At 69.7% G+C, this 25,295-nt stretch carries 24 protein-coding genes and 3 pseudogenes; 8 read left to right on the forward strand and 19 right to left on the reverse strand.

All coding sequences use genetic code 11. The features are described from left to right. Positions 1-151: 151 nt before the first annotated feature. Both ACH4F2_RS29005 and ACH4F2_RS29010 read right to left on the reverse strand, forming a co-directional pair. The gene (locus ACH4F2_RS29005; protein ID WP_398135708.1) at positions 152-361 is read right to left on the reverse strand and encodes a hypothetical protein; all 210 of its coding nucleotides are present in this window, start codon (positions 359-361) and stop codon (positions 152-154) included. Positions 362-466: 105 nt separating this feature from the next. Beyond that, the gene (locus ACH4F2_RS29010; RefSeq protein WP_398135709.1) at positions 467-1,075 is read right to left on the reverse strand and encodes a hypothetical protein; all 609 of its coding nucleotides are present in this window, start codon (positions 1,073-1,075) and stop codon (positions 467-469) included. A 202-nt stretch (positions 1,076-1,277) separates the two neighbouring features. Here ACH4F2_RS29010 and ACH4F2_RS29015 point away from each other — a divergent pair, with 202 nt between their 5' ends. Further along, positions 1,278-2,366, forward strand: coding sequence for an integrase (locus tag ACH4F2_RS29015; RefSeq protein WP_398135710.1), 1,089 nt, complete (start codon positions 1,278-1,280; stop codon positions 2,364-2,366). A gap of 268 nt (positions 2,367-2,634) precedes the next feature. Here the strand turns inward: ACH4F2_RS29015 and ACH4F2_RS29020 are convergent. Next, a pseudogene (locus ACH4F2_RS29020) lies at positions 2,635-3,024 on the reverse strand (hypothetical protein); the annotation flags it as partial. Positions 3,025-3,232: 208 nt separating this feature from the next. On the opposite strand from ACH4F2_RS29020, the gene ACH4F2_RS29025 reads away from it, so the two are divergent. Next, the gene (locus ACH4F2_RS29025; protein ID WP_176161692.1) at positions 3,233-3,862 is read left to right on the forward strand and encodes a class I SAM-dependent methyltransferase; all 630 of its coding nucleotides are present in this window, start codon (positions 3,233-3,235) and stop codon (positions 3,860-3,862) included. A gap of 30 nt (positions 3,863-3,892) precedes the next feature. On the opposite strand, the gene ACH4F2_RS29030 is transcribed toward ACH4F2_RS29025, so the two are convergent. From ACH4F2_RS29030 to ACH4F2_RS29040, 3 genes are read right to left on the reverse strand one after another with little or no spacing between them, the layout of a single operon-like run. Continuing rightward, positions 3,893-5,389: a hypothetical protein gene (locus tag ACH4F2_RS29030; RefSeq protein ID WP_398135711.1), complete on the reverse strand. Its 1,497-nt coding sequence runs from the start codon at positions 5,387-5,389 to the stop codon at positions 3,893-3,895. Positions 5,390-5,430: 41 nt separating this feature from the next. Next, entirely contained in the window at positions 5,431-5,766 is a 336-nt protein-coding gene (locus ACH4F2_RS29035) for a helix-turn-helix domain-containing protein (RefSeq protein ID WP_398135712.1), read from the reverse strand. Further along, on the reverse strand, positions 5,763-6,887 hold the full coding sequence (locus ACH4F2_RS29040) for a tyrosine-type recombinase/integrase (protein WP_398135713.1): 1,125 nt from the start codon (positions 6,885-6,887) through the stop codon (positions 5,763-5,765). The genes ACH4F2_RS29035 and ACH4F2_RS29040 overlap by 4 nt, the downstream gene beginning before the upstream one ends. A gap of 356 nt (positions 6,888-7,243) precedes the next feature. On the opposite strand from ACH4F2_RS29040, the pseudogene ACH4F2_RS29045 reads away from it, so the two are divergent. Further along, positions 7,244-7,826 (forward strand): annotated as a pseudogene (locus tag ACH4F2_RS29045) (DUF4158 domain-containing protein); the annotation flags it as partial. A gap of 6 nt (positions 7,827-7,832) precedes the next feature. Here ACH4F2_RS29045 and rarD read toward each other — a convergent pair. Next, positions 7,833-8,768, reverse strand: coding sequence for an EamA family transporter RarD (gene rarD / locus ACH4F2_RS29050; protein ID WP_398135714.1), 936 nt, complete (start codon positions 8,766-8,768; stop codon positions 7,833-7,835). Between the two features lie 132 nt (positions 8,769-8,900). Between rarD and ACH4F2_RS29055 the strand changes: the two genes are divergently transcribed. Both ACH4F2_RS29055 and ACH4F2_RS29060 read left to right on the forward strand, forming a co-directional pair. Beyond that, positions 8,901-9,806 carry a LysR family transcriptional regulator gene (locus tag ACH4F2_RS29055; protein WP_398135744.1) on the forward strand — a complete coding sequence of 302 codons (906 nt, stop codon included), beginning with the start codon at positions 8,901-8,903 and terminating at the stop codon, positions 9,804-9,806. 413 nt (positions 9,807-10,219) lie between these two features. Then, positions 10,220-11,137: a recombinase family protein gene (locus ACH4F2_RS29060; protein WP_398135715.1), complete on the forward strand. Its 918-nt coding sequence runs from the start codon at positions 10,220-10,222 to the stop codon at positions 11,135-11,137. Positions 11,138-11,182: 45 nt separating this feature from the next. Here ACH4F2_RS29060 and ACH4F2_RS29065 read toward each other — a convergent pair. After that, positions 11,183-11,854: pseudogene (locus ACH4F2_RS29065) on the reverse strand (leucine zipper domain-containing protein); the annotation flags it as partial. Between the two features lie 447 nt (positions 11,855-12,301). Here ACH4F2_RS29065 and ACH4F2_RS29070 point away from each other — a divergent pair. Next, positions 12,302-12,601, forward strand: a complete 300-nt coding sequence (locus tag ACH4F2_RS29070; RefSeq protein ID WP_398135716.1) for a hypothetical protein — start codon at positions 12,302-12,304, stop codon at positions 12,599-12,601. 56 nt (positions 12,602-12,657) lie between these two features. On the opposite strand, the gene ACH4F2_RS29075 is transcribed toward ACH4F2_RS29070, so the two are convergent. From ACH4F2_RS29075 to ACH4F2_RS29105, 7 genes are all read right to left on the reverse strand, one after another. After that, on the reverse strand, positions 12,658-14,301 hold the full coding sequence (locus ACH4F2_RS29075) for a tetratricopeptide repeat protein (RefSeq protein WP_398135717.1): 1,644 nt from the start codon (positions 14,299-14,301) through the stop codon (positions 12,658-12,660). Between the two features lie 726 nt (positions 14,302-15,027). After that, the gene (locus ACH4F2_RS29080) at positions 15,028-15,795 is read right to left on the reverse strand and encodes an SDR family NAD(P)-dependent oxidoreductase (protein WP_398135718.1); all 768 of its coding nucleotides are present in this window, start codon (positions 15,793-15,795) and stop codon (positions 15,028-15,030) included. A 58-nt stretch (positions 15,796-15,853) separates the two neighbouring features. Beyond that, on the reverse strand, positions 15,854-16,621 hold the full coding sequence (locus ACH4F2_RS29085; protein WP_398135719.1) for a glucose 1-dehydrogenase: 768 nt from the start codon (positions 16,619-16,621) through the stop codon (positions 15,854-15,856). A gap of 97 nt (positions 16,622-16,718) precedes the next feature. After that, complete coding sequence (locus tag ACH4F2_RS29090) at positions 16,719-17,255, reverse strand: cyclophilin-like fold protein (protein ID WP_398135720.1); 537 nt, start codon at positions 17,253-17,255, stop codon at positions 16,719-16,721. Positions 17,256-17,275: 20 nt separating this feature from the next. Then, positions 17,276-17,941, reverse strand: a complete 666-nt coding sequence (locus ACH4F2_RS29095; RefSeq protein ID WP_398135721.1) for an SDR family NAD(P)-dependent oxidoreductase — start codon at positions 17,939-17,941, stop codon at positions 17,276-17,278. Between the two features lie 53 nt (positions 17,942-17,994). Next, positions 17,995-18,405 (reverse strand): cupin domain-containing protein, encoded by a 411-nt coding sequence (locus ACH4F2_RS29100; protein ID WP_359741370.1) that lies wholly within the window; start codon positions 18,403-18,405, stop codon positions 17,995-17,997. Between the two features lie 27 nt (positions 18,406-18,432). Further along, entirely contained in the window at positions 18,433-19,449 is a 1,017-nt protein-coding gene (locus tag ACH4F2_RS29105; RefSeq protein ID WP_398135722.1) for a zinc-dependent alcohol dehydrogenase family protein, read from the reverse strand. 212 nt (positions 19,450-19,661) lie between these two features. Between ACH4F2_RS29105 and ACH4F2_RS29110 the strand changes: the two genes are divergently transcribed. Continuing rightward, positions 19,662-20,540, forward strand: a complete 879-nt coding sequence (locus tag ACH4F2_RS29110) for a helix-turn-helix transcriptional regulator (protein WP_398135723.1) — start codon at positions 19,662-19,664, stop codon at positions 20,538-20,540. A 331-nt stretch (positions 20,541-20,871) separates the two neighbouring features. Here the strand turns inward: ACH4F2_RS29110 and ACH4F2_RS29115 are convergent, their stop codons facing one another. Beyond that, positions 20,872-21,009, reverse strand: coding sequence for a hypothetical protein (locus tag ACH4F2_RS29115; protein WP_398135724.1), 138 nt, complete (start codon positions 21,007-21,009; stop codon positions 20,872-20,874). Positions 21,010-21,987: 978 nt separating this feature from the next. On the opposite strand from ACH4F2_RS29115, the gene ACH4F2_RS29120 reads away from it, so the two are divergent. Next, entirely contained in the window at positions 21,988-22,356 is a 369-nt protein-coding gene (locus ACH4F2_RS29120) for a hypothetical protein (protein WP_398135725.1), read from the forward strand. Between the two features lie 406 nt (positions 22,357-22,762). Here ACH4F2_RS29120 and ACH4F2_RS29125 read toward each other — a convergent pair whose 3' ends face one another. The 3 genes from ACH4F2_RS29125 to ACH4F2_RS29135 form a co-directional block, all read right to left on the reverse strand. After that, entirely contained in the window at positions 22,763-22,945 is a 183-nt protein-coding gene (locus ACH4F2_RS29125; protein WP_398135726.1) for a hypothetical protein, read from the reverse strand. A gap of 19 nt (positions 22,946-22,964) precedes the next feature. Beyond that, positions 22,965-23,810: a hypothetical protein gene (locus tag ACH4F2_RS29130; RefSeq protein ID WP_398135727.1), complete on the reverse strand. Its 846-nt coding sequence runs from the start codon at positions 23,808-23,810 to the stop codon at positions 22,965-22,967. A gap of 559 nt (positions 23,811-24,369) precedes the next feature. Beyond that, positions 24,370-25,002 (reverse strand): hypothetical protein, encoded by a 633-nt coding sequence (locus tag ACH4F2_RS29135; RefSeq protein WP_398135728.1) that lies wholly within the window; start codon positions 25,000-25,002, stop codon positions 24,370-24,372. Between the last annotated feature and the right edge of the window lie 293 nt (positions 25,003-25,295).

A 25,295-nucleotide genomic window follows, 5' to 3' on the forward strand; every position in this document is an offset into this window, starting at 1 on the left:
GAGCTGTACTGACGGCACTCGCCGGTCAGGAATGGTCGAGGGGCTCGGCTGCGTAGGTGCCGTCCTCGAGGTGTACGTCAGTCAGTTCGTAGAGGCGCTGGCGGCCGCCGATCCAAGGAGTGATCTTGGTCCCGGTGGGCCGGGTGGTCTCTTACCGCACGGGCGTGCCATCGGCGTCCTCGGTGCGCAGGAGGGTGAAGCGGCGTACGCGGGGCGGCTCGGGGGGAGTGGCCCGGCTCCGCCGGTACAGCCGGGTGCCGGCGGCGGCAGCTGCGAGAAGCGCGACGAGCAGCCACTGGTCCAGGGCCGTGCCGAGAAGGTTCAGGCCCTGGTCGAGGGCGAGGGAGACGAGGGCGGGCATGGCGGCATCACTCCTGGGTGGCGGCGTTCATGGCCCGCCGGGGTGACGGGCCGCGCCGACTGTGCGGGAGCGGGGGGTTAGACGCGCAACCCCCTTCGACCTGCCTCATCTGTCCCGCTGACGCTCACCGCCGGTGTCGGGCCCTGCGTGGACGCCGCCCTGGTCGAGCGTGACCAGCGGTACGTCGTCGGCGGCTCCCCATCCGGGTGGTACGGCGAAGGCGGACGGCGCCTCACCACTCCAAGGGGCGGGCGGCTCCGGTGACGCGGGGGCCACTGTTCGGCCGGTGTTCAGGGCGGCGAAGGCGGAGCGGAAGACGGGGACGCTGTCACTGGCCATCTCGTAGGCGATGACCTTCTGCCAGCTCGTGATGTCCGGGTCGTAGACCGGAGTGATGGGCGCGCTGACGCCCTCGGGCCACCAGCCTTCGCGCACGCCGCGCGGGACGGCCCGGGACAGGGCGACTGTCGGGCCGTTGAGTTTGCCGAGAGCGGCGCGCAGTTGGTCCGCGTCGATGTAACCGTCGCCGTCGACGACGACCATCTCGGCGAACCGGCGGGCGCCGGCGGTCAGCGAGCGCAGGTAACGCTTGGCGCGCTCGACGGTCCAGTTGGTGTCGACGGCCACGACAGCCAGCTCCGCGTGGTGCGCTGCGGCGAGCGCGACGAGCTTTTCGGCGAAGTCCTTGTCCGCGCCCTCGATCGTGATCCTCATGTGGCCTTCCCTCAGATTCTTACCCTGTTCTACGGGTTCTACATGGAGAGTATGCGCCCGCTCGTCTCCGGCTCGCATGCAGACCCCGGAGAATCATGCCGGAATTCTTCATGGGGGTAGGTGAGCTGTCTGATGGCACGGTGCATGTGACATCGGATAACCTCTCCTTATCCGATGTCAGGAATGGTAGGGGGAGCGCCCGTTGAGCACCGCCACCGAGCACCCGTCGGGAGGGGCCGGCACGGCTCCCGTTCCGGCGGAGCGGTCCCCCCTGGTCGCCCAGTGGGCGCAGCGCCACGGCGTGGAGGTCGCCCAACGTCTCGCGGACGCGGAGGACTTCGCGGACGAGGTGCGACGGCGGCTGCGTCCGGCCAACACGACGGACACGTACGCGAAGGCATGGAAGGTCTGGACGCGGTTCTGCGCGGCGCAGGGGTTCCCCGAACTGGAGGGCACGCGTGGCGCGTTGGTGGCGTTCGTCGTGTGGCTGCTGGACCGGGGCCAGGTGAACGGCAAGGGCTACGCGGCGTCGTCGGCGAGCACGATCCTCGCCGGGACCGTCGTGGAACTGCGCCGCCGTGGCGCGGAGGTGAACCGTGACGACCAGGCGCAGGCGCGGGCGACACTGGAGGCGGCCGCCGTGGAGTTGCTGAAGGCGGGGGAGCGGCGCGGCCGGGGTCAGGCCGCCGCGGCCGAGGTCCCCGACCTGTACCGGGTGGCGAGGGCCTGCCCCGACACCCTCGCCGGGGCCCGGGACAAGGCTCTCGTCCTGACCGGCTTCCACTACGCCTCGCGTGCCCAGGACCCCGCCGGCCTCCTCGCCGGGGACGTCGCCCTCACCCCGCGCGGCCTGGTCGTGTCGGTGCTAACCGGCAAGACCAAGCACAGCGTCCGTGACGCGAAGATCAACTACCAACAGGACCCGGAGGTCTGCCCGGTGGAGGCGTGGAAGGCGTACCGTGCCCGCCTCGCCGCCGACGCCCAGCCGCGCTGGTCGCGGCCCGACGCGCCTGCGTTCGTCGGCGTCGACCGGCACGGCAACGTCACCGGCGGCATGGTCCCCGACTCCGTCACCCGTGCCGTGAAGCGGATCAGCACCCGCGCCGGCATCCCGCTCGCCTGGACCGGCCACTCCCTCCGCATCGGCCTGGCCACGACCGCCCGCAAGAAGGGCAAGGACGCCGTGGCCATCGCCGACCAGGGCGGCTGGGCCCGGCACTCCCGCTCCATGAACGGCTACTTCCAGCGAGTCGACGGCTGGGAGGACAACGCCACCGCCGGCCTCATCTGACCACGTGCCTGCGACCCCGGGGCCGCCCACTGACAAGACAGGAGCACGTCGCGTCGGCCCGCGAAGACCACGGCCCAGTGATCACTTACAGCTCACTGGCTTGGCATGCCGACATCAGCGGCAGAGAACGCGACTGGGACATGACCCTGATGATCGGCTATCCCGGCGTGTGCGGAATCTGATCCTTCCTGGCGAGCCGACGGCACGTGGGCGTGCCCATCCCATCCGGGTGTGATCAGTTGCGGTACACGAATTCCGGTGAGAACGATCACGGCACGTGGTTCAGGGACCGGGCGTAATCGGCGAGTGTGCGGAAGTCGTTCTCCCGTAGGCGGATCCGCGGGTTGACGCGGTGGAGGAGCCCGGGGCCTTGGTGGTTGGCGGTCACGTACGTCTGATCCAGCTCGCTCTGCTCGTCGTCCACCCAGTCGAAGGGATGGCCCTCTGCGTAGTCCATCAGCGGCCCGGTCTTCCAGTGGACCCCATCGGGACGTTCGTGGAGCAGGGCGTCGCCGAAGTCCACGAAGGGGAGTTCCGGGAGGCCGAGGACCGGTGCGATCCACCGGTTGGCATCGTCCATCCATGTGGTGGCCCAGCACAGTTCGAAGCCGAGCTGGAGCAGGGTCCGTCCGTGCTCTGGGTTGAGCCAGACACGTACGGCCTCGGTACTGGTGTGATCGCCTAATCAACTGTCGCCAGTTCCCCGGGGAGTCCAGCCAGCTGGTGACTGACTGTGGTCGCCAGCGGCTTGTCGCGCCACCGGGTGATGGCCTTGTCCTGGTAGCCGAGCGAGTCCGATACGACGGCGCGGGATTCGGCACGGGGCCGGAGAACAGTTGAGAATGGGGGGTGTTAACTTCCTTCCCGTGGCGAAGCACCAGGACGAGACCAGGGCGGCCTATGACGGGGTCGTCGAGTTATATGCGTCGATGTTCGCTAATCGACTGGAGACGCAGCCGTTCGCGCGGAACATGATCGGCACCTTCGCCGAGCTGGTGCGTGGAACGGGGAATTCGCGGGTGGCCGATGTCGGCTGCGGGCCCGGACATCTGACGGCCATGCTGCACGACCTGGGGCTCGATGCCTTCGGGCTCGACCTCTCCCCGGCCATGGTCGACCACGCCCGGCGGGCCCATCCGGCGCTGAAGTTCGATGAGGCCCGGATGGAGGCACTCCCAGTTGAGGACGGCGCGCTCGGTGGCGTGCTGGCCCACTACTCGATGATCCATACCCCTCCTGGGGAACTACCTGCGCTGCTCGCCGAGCAGGCGCGTGTCCTGGCGCCGGGGGGCCTTCTCCTGGTCTCGTTCTTCGGGACCGACGCGCCCGAGCCGGTCCGCTTCGACCACAAGGTGACACCCGCCTATAGCTGGTCGGCGGACCGCTTCGCCGAGTTGCTGGCCGGGGCCGGGTTCGTCACATTCGCGCGGCTGCTCCACGACCCGGCCTCCGAGCGGGGCTTCCTGGACGCCCACTTGCTGGCCCGTCTCCGCTAGAGCATGGCCTTCTGCTGTGGGCTCTCGTAGTCAACTGTCGCCGGCTTCCCGAGGAGGCCGGCTTGTCGGTGACCTTGTGTGATCGCCAGCGGCGTATCGGCTCCATGTCCCGCCGGTCTCTCTGATGAGGCGGCTGGTGGTCTTGTTGTGGTAGCCGAGAGCGTCGGCAACGACGGGAGCGGGCAGTTCGAGGAGCTGCTGGCGGATGGCGGCGCCACGTGCTGCGGCGGCCGGGATCCCGGCCTCGTTCAGGAGCGCGGACAGGTGGTCGGGGCGGGCTGGCTGTCCTGCCCGGCGGCCCGGGAAGAGCCATCGGGAGGCGGGGTTGGTGGCGGTGTTCATGTTGTCGCGGTTCGCTATGTGCTCCAGCAGCAGAGTGGCGACCGGTGCGGGAACGGGTGAGGCGGGTTCGCCGAGCCGTAGCAGCACGGTGTCGCCGTCGTGGATCACGTCTTCGACGCTGAGCCGGACGATGCGGCTCACGGGCTGCGCATAGAGGGGCACGATGACCCCCGCGACACGCAGACGTATCGGAATCTCCGTGTCGGTCAGCAGTCGGCCGAGGGCGTCGAGGCGTTCGTCTTCGCTCAGTGCGGCCCGCCGGGAGACCTTCATCGCGGGGATGGACAGGGAGCGTGGGCAGTTACGGGTCTGCATGGCCCAGCTGAGAAAAGCCCTCAGGCAGGTGCGGCCGTGTTCGCTGCTCTCGGCCCACCAGGCGTCGATGTCGATCTGCCCGCAGGACGCGAGGCTGTTGTTGCGTTGGCCGAGCCATTGCAGGAAGGCGGTCGCGTACTTGATCTGTTCGGCGGCGAAACTCCGGACGCTGGGTGTGATGTGGCTTCGTTCGGCGCGGGCCCGCAGCCGCGGGAGGACGCGCCAGGTCGCGAAGAGCCTGATCGTTTTGACGTGCTCGGGGTCGGTGATGCCGGCCAGATGCCCGGGAAGCCAGCGTTGGAAGGAGCAGAGGTACTTGTCGACCGTAGGCAGGACTCCGCTGGTCATCAGGAGTTCTTCCAGGTGAGCGGCGGTCCGCCAGGGCTGGAGCTCGTGGAAGGCGTCGTGGGTCAGCGAGATCTGGCCGAGGCCGAGCTGTTGCAGCAATCGGGAGGCGTTCGTCGGCTGGCTGCGGCGCATGGCCAGCCAGGCCAGTCCGCTGCCGGGCTTGTCCATCGCCACCAGCAGGTTGAACAGCGGGACCAGCGCGGAACGGATGCGACCGGTGCCGTCGTCCAGGAGCGCGGTGAGGCGGTCGCTGAGCGTGCAGCGCTCACACAGCCGCCCGCCCAGGAGCTTGCCCTCGAAGCCGCAGCGTGAGCAGTCGAAGGTTCGGGAGAAGCCGGCGCAGGTGGTGCAGATCGGGACTCCGTCACCGGGACGGAGCCCAGGCAGGGCCCGGCCCTGGCCGCATCCCGGACAGGTGCCCCGCGTACGGACGGCGCGGTCCGAACAGGTCCGGCAGACGTATCCGTCCGGCCAGGTGCCGGCCTTGTGCCTGCGGCGGCCACAGCGGCAGCACTCGGCCATGTACCAGCGTTCTTACTGCTCGTCGGTGGCGTAGGTGCGGGTCATGCGTCGGGCAGGATGCGGGCGGCGCGGGGCCGCAGCTTCGTGACGTTCGCGGGCGGGGCGGGAAGGTCTCCGGTGGCGGTCTTGCGGACTCCGGCGTTCTCGGCGGTGGTGGCCACCAGGTCGGCCGGAGTGCAGGACAGGATGTCGCAGAGCGCGGCCATGACCTGCAACGACAGGCGTTCCGGGGTGCCGGAGACCAGGCGGTGGACCTGGGAGGCGGACAGGTCGATGCCCCGTTCGCGCAGCAGCGGCACCAGTTCGGTGGCCGTGAAAATCTGGTGCTGGGCCATGACCTCACGCAGCCGCCACGTGTATCCGACCTTGCGTTTCATGCCTGCCTCCCGGTCTGGGTCTCAAGGGCCGCGGCGATGGTGGCGTCCAGGTGCCGCCGCAGGGTGCGGGTGCGGAAGTCCGAGGAGACGCAGGTGTAGAGCGAGGTGGTGCTGGCGTGCTCGTGGCCGACTTGCTCCTGGACGAAGCGCGGGTCCCAGCCGTCCTCGATGAGGTGGGTGACGTAGGACCTGCGGAAGGAGTGGAAGTCCAGCCCCTCGTCGAGGCCCAGGGCCTTGCGGTAGGCGATGAAGCGGGAGTTGAGCCGCTGGCAGCCGATCCGCAGGCCCCGTTCGGAAGGCCAGGCCGCCGGGTTGTCGTTGGTGCCGAACAGCGGGCGGACCTCGGTGAACCACTCGTCCAGGACGTCCGGAGTCCAGTCGAACACGGTCAGCACCCCGCGGCGCTTGGGCGGCGAGCCCTTCTTGGCCTTGCCGAACCGCACCTGGCACCGGCCGTACTCACCGAACTCGCCGCCGTGCGGGTTGCGGCCGAAGTCGGCGGCGTCCAGCATCCGCGTCTCGTTGCGCCGCAGTCCGAAGGCGTAGGCGGTCTTGAACAGGGTCGCGTCGCGAAAGGCGGGCAGCCAGCCCTTGCGGCCGAAGGCCCGGATGCGGGCGACCTCGTCGTCGCAGTGCGCGAAGAAGGCGTGCAGCTCGGCCTTGGTGAACGCGCGCTTCTTCGCGTCCGCCTCGTTGTCCTGGACGTGCACCGCGGTGTTCCACTCGTGCACGACCTGCACCGGGTGGGTGCCGAACCGCTCTTCGCAGGTCGCTGTCCACTCGTAGAGCGGATCGGTGGTGAAGTGGCAGAACGCCCGCACGGCCTCGGAGTACGAGCGGATCGTGGAGCGCTTCAGGTCCCGCAGCGAGCGCAGGTCACCGAGCCACTCGTCGACCATCGCCGGTGTCCAGCGCCAGGGGTAGGTGTTCACGTAGGCCGCGAACGCCTTGACCGTGTTCTCCCGGCCCTCCACGGTCGTCCGGGCCAGATTCCGCGCGAGCTGCTGGTTGGCGAACCCCGTCAGCATCGCCGCGAAGACCTGTTCTTCCGGCCGCAGCAACGCGACCCCGTCGACCAGGTGCAGCCCTGCCGCCCCCGGTATCGACCCGTTGAACCCCACCGGTTCACCACCCTCCGCGACTCGCATCAGATGCGAGAAAACCGCATCCTATGCGAGTCGTCGGCGGAGTCCCAGGCCAGCCCCCTGCACGGGTCGCAGCTAGGCCCTCGTGACCGGTATCGTCGCGGCCAGAATCCTGCTCGAGTACGCAGGTCCACAGTGTGATTGCTCCACTCTCCGGGAAGATTCTCCACCTGTCGCGAGTTCGCATCCGATGCAATTGGCGGCGCTTGGAACATCGGTACAGCGGTTATCGGTGAGAACGATCATGGCCGTCTAGCACAGTGATCCACTTCGCTGCTGGGGCTCGGTGAAACGTCTCCGGGCCTGCTCCGGGGCTGGCTACGGTCCGGCTCGTGCCGGTGGAATTTCTGAGTGATGAGCAGGCGGAGGCGTACGGGACGTTCGCCGAGGAGCCGACCCGCCCCGAGCTGGCGGTTCTTCTTCCTGGACGACGTGGACCGGGACCTGATCGCCCTGCGGCGTACGAAGCACCACCAGCTTGGGTTCGCGCTCCAGATGTGCACGGTGCGGTACGTCGGTCTGTTCCTGGAGGACCCGCTTGCGGTGCCGTGGCCGGTGGTCGAGCACCTGGCCGGGCAGCTCGGCATCGAGGACTCGTCGGTGGTCAAGCGGTACACCGAGCGGCGTCAGACGCTGTACGACCACGGGTGGGAGATCCGGGACGCCTACGGCTACCGCCCCTACGAGGACGCTGAGTGGGGTCGGCGGTTCCGTACGTTCCTGCATGGGCGGGCGTGGACGCACTCCGAGGGTCCGAAGGCGTTGTTCGACCACGCGGTGGGCTGGCTGCGCCGTCACCGGGTGCTGCTGCCGGGGGTGTCGGTGCTGGCCCGTCAGGTGTCGAAGGCGCGGAAGGTCGCGGAGAAGCGGCTGCACGCCACGGTCGCGGGCGCCGCCCGCCGCGCGGACCCGGCCGCTGGGTCACGGGCGTGCGCTGTCGACCTTAGGGGCGGGCTGCTTCGGCGCGGCGGGTTCTTTTGCTGCCGATTCGAGCGCGAGAAAAACAAGCCCGGCGCAGATCGGGATGTAGACGAAGGTGTCAGCCGACTGCCACGGCTCGCCCAGGAACGTCAGGGAAACCAGCACGAGCAGCACCGGCTCGACGTAGCTGAGCACCCCGAACAGGGAGAACGGCAGGACACGGCTGGCGGTCAGGTACAGCGCGAACCCGGCGGCACTGAGAAGCCCGAGCAGGACAAGTCCGGCGATCAGCTGTGGGTGGTGGATGACCGTGCCGAGCGACGGCTTGGCCGCCAGGACGAAGACCGAGAAGGGGAGCATCGCGCCGAGTTCGAAGAGCTGGGCCGCGGCTGAGTCCAGGGCGAAGGCGCGTCGGCTGATGAAGTAGAGCGGAAGCCCCAGCGCAACGAGCAGGGTGGGCCAGCGCAGCCCGCCGGCGACGACTACGGCCGCCGTGACTCCCGCCGCGGCGCAGAGCACAGCCGCGATCCGCCAGCGGGAGAGCTTCTCGCGGTAGACCACGACGCTGACCACCACCATGACCAGCGGCAGGATGAGATAGCCCAGAGACAGATCGAGGCCGTGCCCGCTCTGGGGCGCCCACCCGAAAAGCCACAGTTGCAGCCCCAGGAGAGCGGCGTCCACGACCAGGACGCCGGCCAGATGCGGTGTTGCGCGCAGACGGCCGACCAGCGCCGCGGCCTGGTCCCACATCCGCGCCGCACAGAAGAAGGCAGCCAGGAAGGCGACCATCGCGATGATGCGGTATCCCAGGATCTGCTCGGGATCCAGCGGCAGAAGGTGCGGGGGGATCATGAAAATGATCCCGAAGATGACCGACGCTCCGACCGAGGACAAAATTCCGGACGCAGGGACGGAGGAGGTGCGCGCGTTCATGTGAGCGTAGGGACTTTCCGGGAGGCGGGAGTGCGAGATGCCTGGGGCCGACCAGCGGCGACCTCCAGCGTCCCCCACCTCGCCGGTAAGGACCAGCGATGAATGATGGAGCTGATTCATTAGGATTTGTGGATGGTCTTGTCTGATCTCCGCCGCCTGAGGATGCTTCGCGAACTCGCCGAGCGGGGGACCCTCGCCGCCGTGGCCGCCGCGATCGACTACAGCCCTTCGGCGGTCTCCCAGCAGCTGGCAGTACTGGAGCGGGAAGCCGGTGCCCGCCTGGTCGAGCCGGCCGGACGGGGAGTCCGGCTCACAGACGCCGGAAAGGTGCTCGCCCGTCACGCCGCCGTCCTGCTGAACGTCGCCGAAACCGCCGAAACCGAACTGGCGAACCTGACCCAGGAAGTCCGCGGCAGGATCCGAGCCGTGGGCCTGCAATCGGCAGCCCGCCGTCTGCTCATCCCCGCGCTGGTGGAAGTGGCACGTTCGCACCCACTCGTCGAGGTCGAGGTCACCGAACTCGAACTCGAAGTGGCCCTGCCCGAGCTGCGTCTGGGAACCGTCGACCTTGTCATCAGCGACGAGTACGAAGGCCATCCCCGCCCGCGCCCCGACGGCGTGGACCATCACCTGCTCCTTCACGAAGGGACACGCCTGGTTCTGCCGGCAGGACATCCACTCGCCGCCCGCCCCGGGCCCGTTGCTCTCTCCTCGCTGCGCCACGAGGTATGGGCTTCCTCAAGCAGCGGTACCGGACACCACGCAATGATCATCGGGACCTGCCGGGCACACGGAGGATTCGACCCCGACCTCCGACACCGATCCAACGATGCCGACGTCCAGCTCGAACTCGTCCGCCGCGCAGGCGCAGTGACCCTGCTGCCCGACCTGACCCTGCCAGCCGCCGACCCGTCTCTGGCCATTCGCGACATCGCCGGTACCAGCCTGACCCGACGGCTCTACGCCGTGACCCGCCAACAGTCCCAAACCTCACCAGCGCTCAACGCCTACCTCCAAGCCCTGCACCGGCAGAGCTGATCCTGCCTGCACCTGAACTTCGGTCGCCGGAGTGATCCCCGCAGGTCATACGGCTCGAACGGCCGCCACCGGCCGAGATGCCGATGCGGGCGGGGTGGACGAATTACCGGGTGAGGCAACGGGTCACCAGCGTGACGGCCGCGAGGGTGAGCATCGTCTCGGCGCAGAGCATCGCAACGGGCACCGACAGTGCCCTCTACGCAGACCACACGGGAGAACCGGATGCGGGCTGACACCCGAACGGTTCCCGCCTGTCGGCAAACAATCGTTTGACGACAGGCGAGCGGTGCGTCCAATGAACCCGTGCAATCCGGGGGTTCACGGCGGCCGGAATCCAATCAAATCCGATGGTGATTGCTGACAGGGTTTGACGACAGATAGGGTCCGATCCTCCGTACGGAAGGGGCCCCAAGGTGGCAAACCTGGTCTACAAGCGGGTCTCGACCGACCAGCAGTCCACCGCCCGGCAGAACCTCGTCCTGGACGAGGCCGGGATCGAGGACCCGGTCGTCTTCGAGGAGGACCCGGGTACCTCCAGCCGCCTCCACCCGCTCCAGCGCCCGAAGTTCGGCGAGCTGCTGACGTACGCGCGGCCAGGCGACACTGTGCACATCTCCGAGATGTTCCGCCTCGTCCGGGGCACCGGGCACATCCTCGACGTGCTCGACGTCCTCCAGCGCGACCGCCTCGCCCTGCGCATCCACGACGGCGCGTTCTCCGCGATGGACCTCACCGCCCGCCACCCGCGCACCGGCGAGCTGCTGTCCACCGTGAAGTTCATGGTGCAGACCCTCGCCGCCGCCGGCGAACTCCAACGCGACCTCCAGCGCGAGCTGACCTACGACGGACTGCGCGCCGCCGAGGCCAAGGGCAACAAGGGCGGCCGCCGCCCCGCCGTCGCGGCCACGAAGACCGCCGACGTACGCACCGCGTACCTCGAAGGCCGCTCCATCGCCGCCCTCGCCCGCGACCACGGCGTGAGCCGCGGCGCCATCCGCACGGCCGTCGCCGACCTCCTGCCCGACCACACCGCCATCGAGGAGGACGCGCCCGCCCCGGAGCTGCCGGTCACCCTCGACATGCCGGGCAAGGTCGCCGACTACCTCCGCACCACCGAGCTGGAGCCCGCCGAGCGCGCCGCACTCGACCAGGGGACGACCGTATGGCGCGGCCAGGGCTACACCCTGCGCGTCACCACCGTCCCCGCCGTGCACCGAGGGCTCCTCGCCCGCTGCCAGCCGCTCGACGGCGCCCAGGGCCTCCCCGCAGTCCCGGCCCAGCGCAAGGCCCGCCGCGAGTACGAGAACCGGGTCAGCGCACTCACACCCTGATCATGATCGTTCTCACCGATAACCGCTGTACCGATGTTCCTCGAGGCCGTTGTCGGTCAGGACCCGTTCGATGCGGTCGATGCCGTGTGCGGTGAAGAAGGCGGCGGCCCGGCGGAGGAAGGCGGCGCAGGTGGCGGCCTTCTCGTCGCTGTGGATCTCGCTGTAGGCGAGGCGGGTGTGGTCGTCGACAGCGGAGTGGATGTAGTCGAAACCCATATTGTTGCGGGTGGCCCGGCCGGCCTGGCGGCCCAGGACCTTGTGGCCGCCGCCGTCGGGGATCCGGCCGAGTTACTTGACGTCGACGTGGACGAGTTCGCCGGGCCGGTCGCGTTCGTAGCGGCGGATGACCTCTCCGGTGGGCCGGTCCAGGAAGGCCAGACGGTTCAGGCCGTGGCGGACCAGGATCCGGTGGGTGGTCGACGCGGGCAGGCCCAGGATCGGACCGAGGCGGGCGGGGCCGAGCTTGCGGTCCTGGCGCAGGCGGCACACCTGGGCCTCGGTCGTCGCCGGGGCGCGGTGCGGTGTGCTGCGGGGCCGGCTGGAGCGGTCGTGCAGTCCTTGCTCGCCTTCGGCCCGCCAGCGGCGGACCCGTTTGTGGGCCGTGACGCGGGAGATGCCCATCTCGGCTGCGACGTGCGCGACCGGGCGGCCGGTGCGCACACGCTCAATGAGCAGCCGCCTGCCGTGAACGGTCAGCCGGGCATTACGGTGGGACACGAAGACCTCCGTGCGGTGCAGTCCTAGACAGCTCCACCACACCGGAGGTCTTCGCCATGATCAAGCCCCACCAGCGTTGACAACGCTCGTGATCAATACACCTAGATGCTGGGCCAGCCGAACGGCGAGGGGAATCTTCAGGCCGCTGCCGCGAGGGTGTCCGGGGTCGGCCCGGTGCGGCAAAGAGTCGGGCGATTGAAGCTCCTGGTCGGCCTTTGGGGAGCCGCCGTTTCACGTAGCCTGGCTCCTGCCAGAAGGTGAGTATGTGGACGCAGGGAGCACGTGGTGGATCCTGTATCGGTGGGGTTGCTGATGGCGTTGGCGGGTGGCGCCGGAGGCGAGGCCGGGCGACAGGCATGGGCAGGGCTGAGCACCCTGGTACGGCGCCCCTTCCGCGGCGCCGGAGAGACTTCGGAAAGCTCGCCGGCAACGTCCGGTGAAGGAGAGATGAGCCGGTTGGAGGAGGCCCCCGCTGATCAGCCGCGTGCCCAGGCCCTGAGCGAGGCTCTGGCCGCACGAGCGACAGCCGACAGCGGCTTCCGCTCAGACCTGAGCCAGTGGCACGAGCTGGCCATGACGTTGCGCGTCGGCGAGGGCAAGACGACCAACCACATCAGCGGCGGCACGTTCCATGGGCCCGCGGTGCTGGCCGAGAACATCTCCGGAGGACTCACGTTCACGACGCCCGCCTCCGGCAGGAGCTCACCACCGGACGGCGACGGAGATCGTGCCCCGCATTCCCAGTGAGGATGCGGGGCACGCCTGACAGGGCGGGTTCTCGGCTGCCCGTGTCCGAAATCCGCTCAGGGGCCGGCCGGTAGATCCCCCGCCACGGCCTGGGCGCGGTCGTCCTCCCCCATCGCGCGAAGAAGAGCGATGAGATCCCTCTTGGCGTGCAGGGTGTCGGGATGGTCCTCACCCAGCACCCGCCGGTACCGCAGCAGGGTGTCCTCCAAGACGGCAAGGGCAGCCTGATGATCATCGAGGCGCCGCAGGAAGATCGCGAGATTGGATGCCGCGCGCAGTGTGCGGGGATCGTCGGGGCCGAGCGCGAGACGGCTCCGCCGCACAACGTCCTCGCACTGTCGCCGGGCCTCTTCGTGAGCACCGAGCGCGGACAGGCACCCGCAAAGGTTGCTGGCGACGGTCAGGGTGAGGGGATCCTCCCAGCCCAGCGCCCGCTCGCAGCGCGGGAGAAGGTCCGCGAACAGATCCCTTGCCTCAGCGTATTTCCTGAGGCCGACCAGGCACCCAGCGAGCCTGTTGGCCGCCGCCAATGTGTCCGGATGGTCCTCCCCGAGCGTCTCGCTCCAGGCTGCTCTGGCTATGCGGCCGAGGGCCACGCCGGGTTCGTGCTGGCCGGACACGTACAGGTAGCGCAGCACCTGCACAAGCAGGGCCCGAAACTCCTGTGGTTCGTGGCTGCGAAAGTCCGGGCGGTTGCACAGGATCCGTACGAGTGAGGCGAGCTTGCGGTACTCGGGCCAGGAAGCAGGAAGCTCTGGGTCGCTGACGGCAAGACCGGCGTGCAGAGCCAGGATGCGACGTTGGAGATCCTCCGGGGTGTCGTCCTCGGAGCGGTTCGGCGGCGCGGTTGCAGCGTCGGCGGCTCGCGGTCCGCCCACCGCAGGGTAGGACGGGAGCGAGGACGACGTAGCCGACGTCCACAAAGATGTGGGAGCCCCTGATTCTTCGAGAAGAAGGGACGGGCACCCCCGTGCATGGTGGAGGCTGCAGCCGGAACTCAGAACCGAGGGCTCCCGGCCGTCGTACAACGCGGCCACGGGATACACCTCGAACGGTTCCCCGTTGTTGTTGATGACGGTGGTGCCTCGACGGCCCGCGCAGGTCCAGTCGAGCTCCAGCTGCCATGAGATCTCGTGTGTGCGGGCGATGGGCTCGAACCAGAACTGCTCCACGTCGGCGGCGCTGATGGAGAACGGGAAGTCCGCGCCCTGGGCCTGCATCTGCGGCACCCGGACGTCGAAGTCCGTTATGAAGCGGCGGGGTTCAATCTTCGCCCCGATGCGGATCAGCAGACAGGCGGGGCGCGGTGGCCTGCGAGCCAGAACGACAGGGCGCGCGGCGTCGAGGACCACGGCCCGGTTCGTCCTGGCTTCCAGAGTGATGACGTGAACCGTGCCGCTGGGCACCATCACGCGTGGCGGATCTGCGTCCACGACCAGATCAGCGAGGGTCCCGCCCGGCCTCAGCTGCACGGAGGCGATGACCGGATCCTCCAAGTCACTCGGAGTGTCGCCGCCACCGTGGTTGAAGGTCACGCCGCCATGCACCGTGTCCGCCATGACGACGTTGCCAAAATGGCCGCCCGAGATGTAGTTGCCGTCCTTGCGCGGGGCGGGGGCCACGCCGTCGGGCGCCCTCCAGCCGGCCTCGTCGCCCCCGTCGATGCCGTCCGCGGCCGCCGGCCGGTCGTGCTCGCTCACCGCTTCTCTCCCCTCGTCGCGAGGCCGCCAGCCTACGGCGGATCTGTACGGGCCCAGACGGGAATCGCGCAGACCGCCCTGTCTCGGCGGTTGTGGTTCATCAGTGTCGACAGCGTCCCTCTGGTGCCGGTGCCGGTGCCGGTGCCGGTCACGGGATCACGGGCGGACAGTGTGCTGGGTCATCCGCAGTAGGTACCGGATTCACTGCGGCGGAGCCTCTACCGTGCTCACCGCGACCTGCGGCGGACCATTCCGGCTGCCGGGGTGAGGTGTACGCATGTACCGCGGCGACGCCGGGAGGCGGGGCGGGCGTGGCGATCGAACCGGTGACCGAGCTCGGGAGCGGGGCGCGTTGCGGTTGCCGCGTGCCCGGGTGGTGCCCCTGTCCGCCCCGCCGGCCATGTACACCGCGGCGGTGGAGCGGTATCTCGCCGGTGCGGGTATCGCGAAGTCCTCCGCACGGATCTACCGGATCTCGCTCACGACGTGGGGGTGGATGCTCGCCGGCGAGCTCGCACCGACCGGCCGGGCCCGCCGGAGCGGCGGCCGGAGCCGCCGGACCGCACCAAAGGCCCTGGCCGAGAACCTGTTCAAGATCCTCGGCTACGACTTCAGTACAGCTTCACCGCTTTCACCTCGGCCGCGGGCCCCCTGCGCCCGCTGCGCGACCCGGACACGCCGGAGTTCGACGAGGACGACCTCTCGGCTTGATGGCAACGCAGGGGGTTACTGGGCGGTGTAGCCGCCGTCGACGGGCAGGGCGACGCCGGTGACGTAGCCGGCGCCGGGGCTGGAGAGCCACAGGACGGCCTGGGCGATCTCGTCGGCGGTGCCGAGACGGTCGATGGCCTGGCCGGCTTCGGCCTGGGTGCGGTCGAGTTCACCGCCTTTGACCATGGCGTCGACCATGGGAGTGGCGATGGTGCCGGGGCACACCGCGTTGATGCGGACGCCGCGGGAGCCGTATTCGAGGGCGGCGCTCTTGGTCAGGCCGATCACGCCGTGCTTGGTGGCGTGATAGGCGGCGCGGCCGGGGTTGCCGACGAGGCCGCCGAGGGAAGAGCAGTTGACGATGGCGCCGCTGCCCTGGTCGCGCATGTGGCGCAGTTCGTGCTTCATGGCCGCCCAGATGCCGCGCAGGTTGATGTTCTGGACGCGGTCGAACTGCTCGGCGCTCTCATCGGCGGCGTCGGTGGGCGGGGGCATGATCCCGGCGTTGTTGTAGGCCATGTCGAGGCGGCCGAAGGTCTCCACGGTGCGGTCGACGGCGGCGGCGACCTGGTCCTCGTCGGTGACGTCGCAGACCAGGGCGAGGGCCCGGTGTCCGGCGTCGGTGAGTTCCTTCACGGCGGCCTTGACGGCTGTCTCGTCGATGTCGGCGAGGCCGACGGCAGCGCCGGCTTCGACGAAGGCGCGGGCGGTGGCCAGGCCCATGCCGGAGGAGGCGCCGGTGACGAAGGCGACCTGGCCGGTGAAGTCATAGGTGGGGTTCATGGAGATGTCTCCTCGGACAGGGTTTCGACGGGGGCTTCGGACGGGGATTCCGGAGGGTTCAGGTGGTCTGGCCGCCGTCGACGACGAGGGCGGTGCCGGTGGTGAAGGCGGCGTCGGCGGAGCACAGCCAGAGCACGGCGGAGGCGATCTCCTCGGGCGTGCCGAGGCGGCCGACGGGCTCGTCGGCGATGAGGCCTTCGCGGCCCCCGGGGCGGGTGTCGCCGAAGCGGCGGATCATCTCGGTGTCGATGATCCCGGGGCAGACGGCGTTGATACGGATGCCCTGTGCGGCGTGGTCGAGGGCGGCGGAACGAGTGAAGCCGATGATCCCGTGCTTGGCGGCGGCGTAGGCGGCCTGCCCCTTGAAGCCCTTGAGACCGGCTCCGGAGGAGACGTTGACGATCGCGCCGCCGCCGTCCTGCTTCAGCATCTGCCGGATCTGGGCGCGGGCGCACAGGAACGCTCCGGTGAGGCTGACGCCGAGGATGCGGTCCCAGTCGTTCTTGGCGGTGTCGGCGGCCGACTGGACGGGCTGCTCGACGCCGGCGTTGTTGAAGGCGGCATCCAGGCTTCCGAAGCGCTCGACAGTCCGGTCGACCGCGGCCTGGACGTCGTCCTCGCTGGTGACGTCACAGGTGAGGGCGAGTGCTTCGCCTTCGGTGGCGTCGATGAGGCGGGCGGTTTCGTGCAGCCCGTCGCTGGACAGGTCGGCGAGGGCGACCCGCGCGCCTGCGCGGGCGAAAGCGAGGGCGGTGGCCCGTCCGATGCCCCCGGCGGCGCCGGTGATGAAGGCGGTCTTGCCGTGGAAGTCGTAGGTGACGCTCACGTGTGTTCTCCCTTCGGGAGGCGGGCCGCGGGCGTAGGGCCCGGAGGCGGGTCGGTGCCGCGGGGCACCGGTGCGTTGGCGAGGAGGCGGTCGGGGGTCAGGAGGCGGCTTCGACGGTGATGCTGGTCGCCCGGCCGAGCTGGTCGGCGCTGACGTCGGGGTGGCCGAGGACGAGGAGATCCGGGGAGGGATCGGGCCCGTCCTGGTAGAAGAGGGCCAGGTTGCCCCAGGGGGCGTAGTAGGCGATGTCGCCGACCGTGGCCGCGACCGGTTCGGAGGCGCCGGCGGTGTCGAGTGTGCGCGGCAGGTCGGCGACCCGCTCGGTGCCGTGGAAGTCCTTCAGGTCCAGGGTGAGCGGCAGCAGCGCGGCGAAGCCGCGGGCGGCGGGGCTGTCGTTCAGGACGGCGTCGACGGGGCGGCCGTCGAGGGTGACCCGGATGTTCATGGACGTACTCCTCCCGGAGGCGGACGAAGAGGGGGAGGCCACCGGCCCCTGTTGCCCCGCCGAGGCGGCGGCAGAGGGCGTGGCGGCCGGGGTGCCCTCCTGCGTTCCGCTGGAACAGGCGGTCACGGTCAGCAGCAGGACGGCCACCGAAGCGGCACAGCCCGGTCCGCGGCGGACTGCGGAGTTCACGAGCGGTGTCCTGAAAGTGATCACGCGGGCATGGGCTCGGCGTAGTGCCGGAAGGCGCCGCGCTCTGTGTGGATGGCGTACAGGAGCTCGGCGAGCGCGTCGGGGCTGGAGTGCTCGGCGTCCGGGCGGATCGCGCCGGGGACGATCAGCTGGGCAGCGTGAATCATCTCGGGCGCGAGAGCGTCGTGGAGCATCGCCGCGTAGGCGCTCTCGGCGGCGAACGCGACCGAGGTGCCGGCCACCTTGGGGTTCGGGTGTACGGCACTGCCGCCGTTGACGAACAGCAGCGTGCCCCGGCCCAGCTCCCGCATCCCCGGAAGGACGGCGTGCACACAGGTCACCGGCCCCTTGACGGAGAAGGCCAACGGGTCCTCCAGGTCGGCGGCGGTCGTCTCCAGGACCGGCTTCATGAAGTCGCCGCGGGGCACCGGGCTGAACTGGAGGACCTCGATCGGCCCCAGCTCCTTGGCCGCCGTGTCCAGGGCTGCGGTCAGGGAGGCGGGGTCGAGGACGTCGGCGGTGAAGCCGCGCGCCCGGATGCCCTCACCGTCGAGTTCGCCCGCGAGGGCGTCGAGGTGATCGGCGTTGCGGGACAGGAGGGCGACGTGGTGGCCGGCGGCGCCGAACCGGCGGGCGGCGGCCAGCCCCAGTCCGGGGCCGGCGCCGACGAGAGCGAACGTGGTCACGGTGAGCCTTTCAGGTGGGGCGGTGCGGAAGCAGGGCCGGGTGGACCGCAGTGTCAGTCGGTGGCCGGGGCGGCGGTGTACTCGTCGTCGGTGACCGGGTTCAGCCAGTGCACGACGGCGTGGTCGTCGTCGCCCTCGTTGATGGCCACGTGGACCATCAGCCTGTTCGGGGCGGCGCCGTGCCAGTGCTCCTCGTCGGCCTCGAACAGGACGCGGTCGCCGGGCCGGATGACCTCTACCGGGCCGCCGCGGCGCTGGCACAGGCCGACGCCTTCGGTGACGAAGACGGTCTGCCCGAGCGGGTGGCGGTGCCAGTGGGTGCGGGCGCCGGGCATGAAGTGCACCAGGGAGGCGGTGACCCGGGAAGGGGCAGGGGCGGCGGCGATCGGATCGATGTAGACGTCGCCGGTGAACCAGTCGGCCGGGCCCTTGACGGTGTCGAGCGAGCTGCGGGTGATCTGCATGGTTGTTCCTTCGGGCGGTCTGGAGGGTCAGGGCTTGAGGAGGGTCTTGATGGCGCGGCGCTCGTCCATCGTCCTGTAGCCCTCGGCGACCTGCTCCAGGGGCAGGGTGAGGTCGAAGACCTTGCCCGGGTCGATCCGGCGGGTGAGGACGCGGTCGATGAGGTCGGGCAGGTAGCGACGTACGGGGGCGGGGCCGCCGCGCAGGCCGACGTGGGAGAAGAACAGCTCCTGCCCGTCGACGGCGACCTCGTGGGGGACACCGACGAAGCCGACGTTGCCGCCGGGGCGGGCGGAGCGCAGGGCCTGGCTCATGGCCTGGGCCGTGCCGACGCACTCCAGGACGCTGTCGGCGCCGATGCCGCCGGTCAGTTCCTTGATCTTCTCCACGCCCTCGTCGCCGCGTTCGGTGACGATGTCGGTGGCGCCGAACTCCCGGGCGAGCTTCTGCCGGGACTCGTGCCGCGACATGGCGATGATCCGCTCCGCGCCCATCTCCTTCGCCGCAATCACCCCGCACAGGCCCACCGCGCCGTCACCGACGACCACGGCGGTCGATCCGGGCCCCACCTCGGCGGCGTCCGCGGCCCACCAGCCGGTGCCCATCACATCGGAGACGGCCAGCAGACCGGGCCACAGCTCCTCGCCGGGCACCTCGCCGGTGGCCACCAGGGTGCCCTGGGCGTTGGGGATGCGCACGTACTCGGCCTGGCAGGTCGACATGAACTCGCGGTGCAAGCAGCTGGACTGGAAACCGTTCTTGCAGTTCGCACAGGTGTTGTCGGACGTGGCGAACGAGCCGACGATGAACTGCCCCGGCTTCACCGCGGTGACCTCGGAGCCGACCTCCTCGACGAAGCCGACGTACTCGTGGCCCATCGGGTGCGGGTCGCCGATCGGCTCGGCGCCGCGGTAGGGCCAGAGGTCGGAGCCGCACACGCAGGTGACGGCCGTGCGGATGATCGCGTCGGTGGGGTGAAGCAGCTTCGGGTCGTCCAGAGACTCGAAGCGGACGTCGCCGGGGGCGTGTATGACTGCGCCGCGCATGGATGAGCTTCCTTCGCGTGTCGGAGCGGGCGATCCCGGATGCCGGGGTCGTCGCCGAGTGCAGGGCCAGGTGCGAGATCCCGTCGTGGTGACCGGGTGAAAAGCACCACGTCATCCAGGTAACCCGCTCTTCGCGCGGGGAGCGAGACACCATCAAGGGGTGTACCGCCAGTACATCCCTATGGGCGCAGGCGGGACGTACCGTCGAAGGCGTGGACAACCGAGCAGAGGTCCGCGAGTTCCTGACCTCGCGGCGAGCCAAGATCACTCCAGAGCGGGCCGGCCTGCCCTCCGGGAGCCGCCGACGGGTGCCGGGTCTGCGCCGCAGCGAGGTCGCCGCGCTCGCCGATGTGAGCGTGGAGTACTACGCCAAGCTGGAGCGCGGCAACCTCGCCGGCGCCTCCCCGGCCGTCCTCGAAGCCGTCGCCCGTGCGCTCCAGCTCGACGACGCCGAGCGCGCTCACCTGCTGAACCTCGCTCACGCCGCCGACGGCTCCGACGCCCTCACCCGCCCCCGGCGCCGCACCGCGCAGTGGAAGGCGCACCGGAGCCTGCAGTGGGTCCTGGACGCCGTCACCGCCGGCCCCGCCTTCGTGCGCAACGGCCGCATGGACCTGCTCGCCGCCAATGAGCTCGCCCGCGCTTTCTATGCCGACGTCTACGCCTCGGCCGGCAACCAGGCGAACCTGGCCCGCTTCCAGTTCCTCGACCCCGCCTCACGCCGTTTCTACCCCGACTGGGAGCAGGCCGCTGACATTGCCGTGGCCATCTTGCGCACCGAAGCCGGCCGCAGCCCCCACGACAAGGGCCTGCACGACCTCGTCGGTGAGCTGTCCACCCGCAGCGACGACTTCCGCACCCGCTGGGGCGCCCACAACGTCCGCCACCACGGCACCGGCACCAAGCGTTTCCACCACCACACCGTCGGCGACCTCACCCTCGCCTACGAGGGCCTGGAGATGGCCGCCGCCCCGGGTCTCACACTCACCATCTACACCGCCGAACCCGGCTCGGCCTCCGAGGAGGGCCTGCGCCTCCTCGCCTCCTGGGCAGCCACGTCCCAGACCCTCGCACCACACTCGCGGGACTGATGCTCCCCGGCCGGCCCTGGCCACGCTCACCACGACGGTCCTGTCGTCAAACGATCGTTTGACGCTGCCAGCCGCTCGACGGCGGCCAGGGCGTCCCGGCTGTTCCAGCCCAGCGCAAGGCCCGCCGCGAGTACGAGAACCGCGTCAGCACGCTCGCGCCGATCGAACCATGATCGTTCTCGGCGCCAACGGCTGTACCGATGTTCCCAACGCCGGTCTGCTCAACGTCTCGCGGTGGGCCAGCGCGCGACGCAAGCAGCACGCGGCACGCACTCTTCCCCGCTCAACCTCCGGGCCCGCCGCTTCGGCTAACCATCGGCTTCCTGGGCCGTCACGCCCAGGGGCCGGCGGCCCCGTACAAGTCGATTCCGGCCTGCACGGTCCGCAGTGTCCAGTAGATGGCCGCCATGACACCCGCCACGGTGACGCAACCCGCTCGGACCTTGCGCCACCCCTTCTTCTCACGCATTTGCGGCTTCTCCTCTCCACGTTCCTGGTAGAAGGCCAGGGCCTCGTCCCTCATCTCAGGACCCGGGTACTCGAGATGGGGTACCGCCGACGGCGGTCGTGCCGCAGTGAGATCTAGAAAACCACAAGGGTCGGTTGCCCGAAATGGAGCAAGAAAACCAGACTGATAATCATATAAATCACAGTCTGTGAGGCAGGGTCAGGTGAGTTCCGCGTCAGGTCGAAGGCGCATCGACGCATCGCGGATGCATCTGCCATTCGCCTGTTTCCGCAGCTAACCGGGCACCCAATGCCCAACTGGAATACCGGCGCGTAGGTGCGCACGCCTCGCAACGTGCCGGATCCTGGCCGTCGTCGTCCGGTCGGAACGCAGCAAGTTTCGGTTCGTCAAGGAGCGATTTCCGTCAAGGTAGCGAGCGCATTCCGCTTAGCGACCTGACGGCCGTTCAGCCAGCCCACCTTGAATTGCACGGTGCGACGACAGGTCGACCTGTCTGCCGCTCCGGGTGGTCTTGGCGATGTTGTCAGCTCCGAGGGTTCTCAGCAGGCCGATGGACAGGTTGCGGAGGGTGGCCATGGCGAGGTGTGGTGCCAGTGTGAATGGTGGAGGCATCCTCGGCGAAGGCTACGTCTGTGACGTGGTGCAGGGCCTCCACTGCCCAGTGGCCGCGGATCGCGGTGGCGAGTTCGGCTGGGGTGGTCTCGTGGGCGTCGAGGCTGGTGACGGCGTAGACGGTCTCGCGGCTCTCGCGTCGGCCGGTCTGCCGGCGGCGACGGTGGACGCGGATGGCCAGGCGGGCGTAGGGGAAGGCGATTCCGCCGAGGTGGTCGGCGATGCCGCAGGTCTTGATCGAGCGGGACTCGCGGCGGCCGTGGCCGGTGGAGGTTGTGGTGTGCTGATCAAGCCCTGGCCCACGGCGGGGCGATCGATCCTGACCAGACCGCCTATGAATACCGCGTGTATCGGAGGTTGTGATCCATGCAGGTGGAAGACGTTATGGATTTCCTGGTCGATCGCAGGGCACCCGACGTCGTCCCGGGCTACATCTCCGAACAACTCCTGTCCATGTCGTGGATCCTCCGTCCCGACGACGTGGCAGCCGTGATCGAGGTGGCGAAGCGGTGGCTGACGTCGGACGACCAGTTCCGGGTGGCTGTCGCGATCGGCTTGGAGAACGAGACGTACCTGGCCGACTCCTGGGAGGAGATCTCCGATCTGGCAGAGCCCATGAAGGAGAGGTTCCCTTCGATGGCGGCCGACGTGGACGCGTGGATGGCGCGAGCCGAACCCGCCTACGAGAGGCGGAAGGAGGGCTCCTTCTTCGAGCAGGATCGGCGCGGCACCTGACCGGTAGCGCGCTTTGCCGAGCCGCCCACACCCACAGGGCCGAGCGGCTCGGCACACGGCCCTCGGAGCCGACAACATCACCAAGAGCACCCGGGCGACCCGCGACCAGCCCGAACGAGCACTCCCACTCCTGGTCATCACCAACAACCCCGCCTTCAGGGAACTTGATCAAGCCCTGGCCTTGGGCGCGGCGGCTACGGGCCTGCGCCTCCTCAGTGACCCGGGGGTTCAGCCCGCGCACTGCCTCGTCGACGGCTTGGTGTACCTCGGGCGCCAACGCGAGCGCCGCGGCCGCCACGCCTGGGGCCGGCTGCTCGTCCGCGAGAACGGCCATGCGGCGCCGACCGGTGGGGGAGGGGCTGTTGCTGAACGGCTGCAGAAGCTGGACGTGATCGTTGCGGGGCTGCTACTCGCCGGCGGCCGCGCGGGCGGCGACGGTGAAGTGCGCGCCGACGAGCGCGTGCTCGAGGTCCTCGGCGTCCAGCCGCGCCCGTACGACCTGGCGCAGCCACTCGGCGGGGTCGCATCCGTCGCGTGCGGCCGCCGCGGCGATGCGCTCCATGTCGGCGTCGGTGAACAGCTCCGTCATGGGCGCGACGGTAGCAGCGTCATCGGCGGGGGAGCAGCGCGTACGGGCGCAGGGGCACCCCGATCACCTGCAGGACGAGGGAGCGGTGGGCGGCGTGCAGGGTGCGCACGGCGGCCCGGGTCAGGCCGGGCTTGGGTGGCTGTACGCCGGCGCGTTCGCGGCCGGGCTTCGTCGGGATCCACAGGTAGCCCGGGTCGCTGCCTTCCAGGGCTGCGGTGATGCCGGCGCGGACGTCGAGCCAGCGGCGCAGGATCTCCACGGTGTGCTTGTCGAGGGGGTGGCCGAAGTCGGCGACGGTCACGACGGGGACGGGGCGGCTCTCCAGGTCGATGTCGGTGACGTCGAGCTGGTGGAGCTGGGGCACGGTGCGGCCGGTGGCGGCGACGAGGGCGGCCACGGCTGCGGTGCGGATGGCGGTGGCGGCGTTGGCGCCGGTGGGCCGTCGTACGGCGAGGGTGCGCAGCAGCTTGTAGGCCTGTTCCGGCTCCAGGCGGTCGCCGTGCCCGGAGGCTGGGTAGGGCCGGTGCAGGCCGGAGAGGGAGAGGTAGTCGACGAAGGCGTTGTACGTCTGGATGCGGGCGCGTTGGGAGTCGTACGCCGCGGCGGCGTCCGGGCCGGTGAGGGTGTTGCGGCGGCGGGTCTCACCGGCGTCGGCTGCGTCGAGCCAGGAGTCGGCGCGCTCGCGCTGGACGAGTTCTTCGGCGGTGAGGGCCGCGGTCTTCTCCGCGTTGAGGACGTGCTCCAGGTACTCGGCGAGGAGGGTGCCGCGCAGCCGGACGGTCTGGTCGGCGTACCCGGCGTTCTGCTGGGCCTGCATGAAGGTGCCGATCGCGGCGAGGGCGTCGGCGGTGCGCGGGTTCGGCATGCCGACAGGGTACGGAATCCAGTCCCGCCATACTAGATAACAGCAAGAAGCGAGGTCCCCCTCCTCCCGGCCGACTGCGGGTCTCGTTTCGGTCCGTGTTGGACCAAGACGGTCCGGAAAGGCCCGGTACGGTCCTTGTACGACCCTCAGGCGACCCGGAGGCGGGGCTCCTGGCCCCGCGGAAGTTGCTCCTGCTTCTTGCTGTTATCTATGGGAGACCGCCATCGAGAACCGCCGCCGTCTCGACATGCCCCTGACCCGGTCGAGCAAAGGGGAGACGTACCGGACAGCCCTGGCCAGGGGACGCGCCGAGAAGCGCGCCCGGCGTCGCCGTTGACGTTCTTGCGTGGACAGATGATCAACTCTCCATGCCCCGGATACCGCGAACCCTCTCACCCGGGGCCCGGCCGGCCGGGCCCCGGGACGTATCCGTTTCAGCTCAGCCCTTCGGACGTGCGGCCGTGACCTGCGAAAGCGATGAAGTGCTGTAGGGGGCGAGGAGGGCACGGTTCTGGCTCCCGGAGAGGCTTACCGGGAGCCAGAACGCTGAGCCCCAGGATCAGCGAGCCATCCGGCCCTTGGTCAGCCGGTGGTCGGTGGTCCAGAACCCGGTGGCGGTCTCGGTGCCGATTTTCACCCAGGCGCCGGCTCCCGAGGTCGGGTAGCAGCGGGCCGCGGTCGGCCTGATCCAGTGGTACCGGCCGCGCTTCTCGTATACATCGAACTGGTACTGCTTGTAGACGACGCCCGCGCGCAGCTTGTAGTGCGCGTGCTTCTTCAGGTGGGCCGTGTATCCGAAGTTCTTGCCGATGGTTTCGGTGACATCGAAGCCGACCGCGGCGCTGATGGCACCCTCGGACAGGCCAAGAGTGCCACTGACCTTGTTGGCGGTCTCCACCTTGTAGTCGATCCTCAGCTGCCCCGGTCCCCATCCGGCGATCACGTAGCCGGGTTCGTTGGGCCAGACCTTGACCGTTTTGACGAACTTGACGTTCCGTACTTCCCGGCCGAGCACGCAGATCGGGTTGTCCCGGGTCGCCGACGCGTTGGTGATCGTGTCGGCCGACTGCGAGGCGCGGGTCTCTTCACGGAAGAGGTCGGTGGTGGTGGCGGTGATACCGCCGGCCAGCAGGCCCGTGGCGACGGCGGCGACCGCCAGCGTGCGGGCCCTGGGTACGCGTGTACTGCGCATGCTGGATGCTCCTTGTGACGCTGATGGATGGTTCGGTGCCGTGCCGCATGGCGGGCGACGACACCGGGGAGAGAGCGCTCCTGCCGCTGGTCCGTGCGAGACGGGTGAGCGTCGGCAGGGCGGGCCCGGCACCCGCCTCAGGAAGCGCCACAGCGAGGCGCCGACCGGGCGGTGCGGGGCGGTGCAAGAAGCGTTGCCCGGCGGTCGAGGACGGGGCAACGGGTTGCGGCGGCCCGGACAGTCCCGGGTTGTCTGTGCTGGTCACAGCAGGTGTCCAGGACCGGGACGCCGCC

Origin of the sequence: Streptomyces sp. NPDC017890 (genome assembly GCF_044328675.1) — a bacterium.
Classification (GTDB): domain Bacteria; phylum Actinomycetota; class Actinomycetes; order Streptomycetales; family Streptomycetaceae; genus Streptomyces.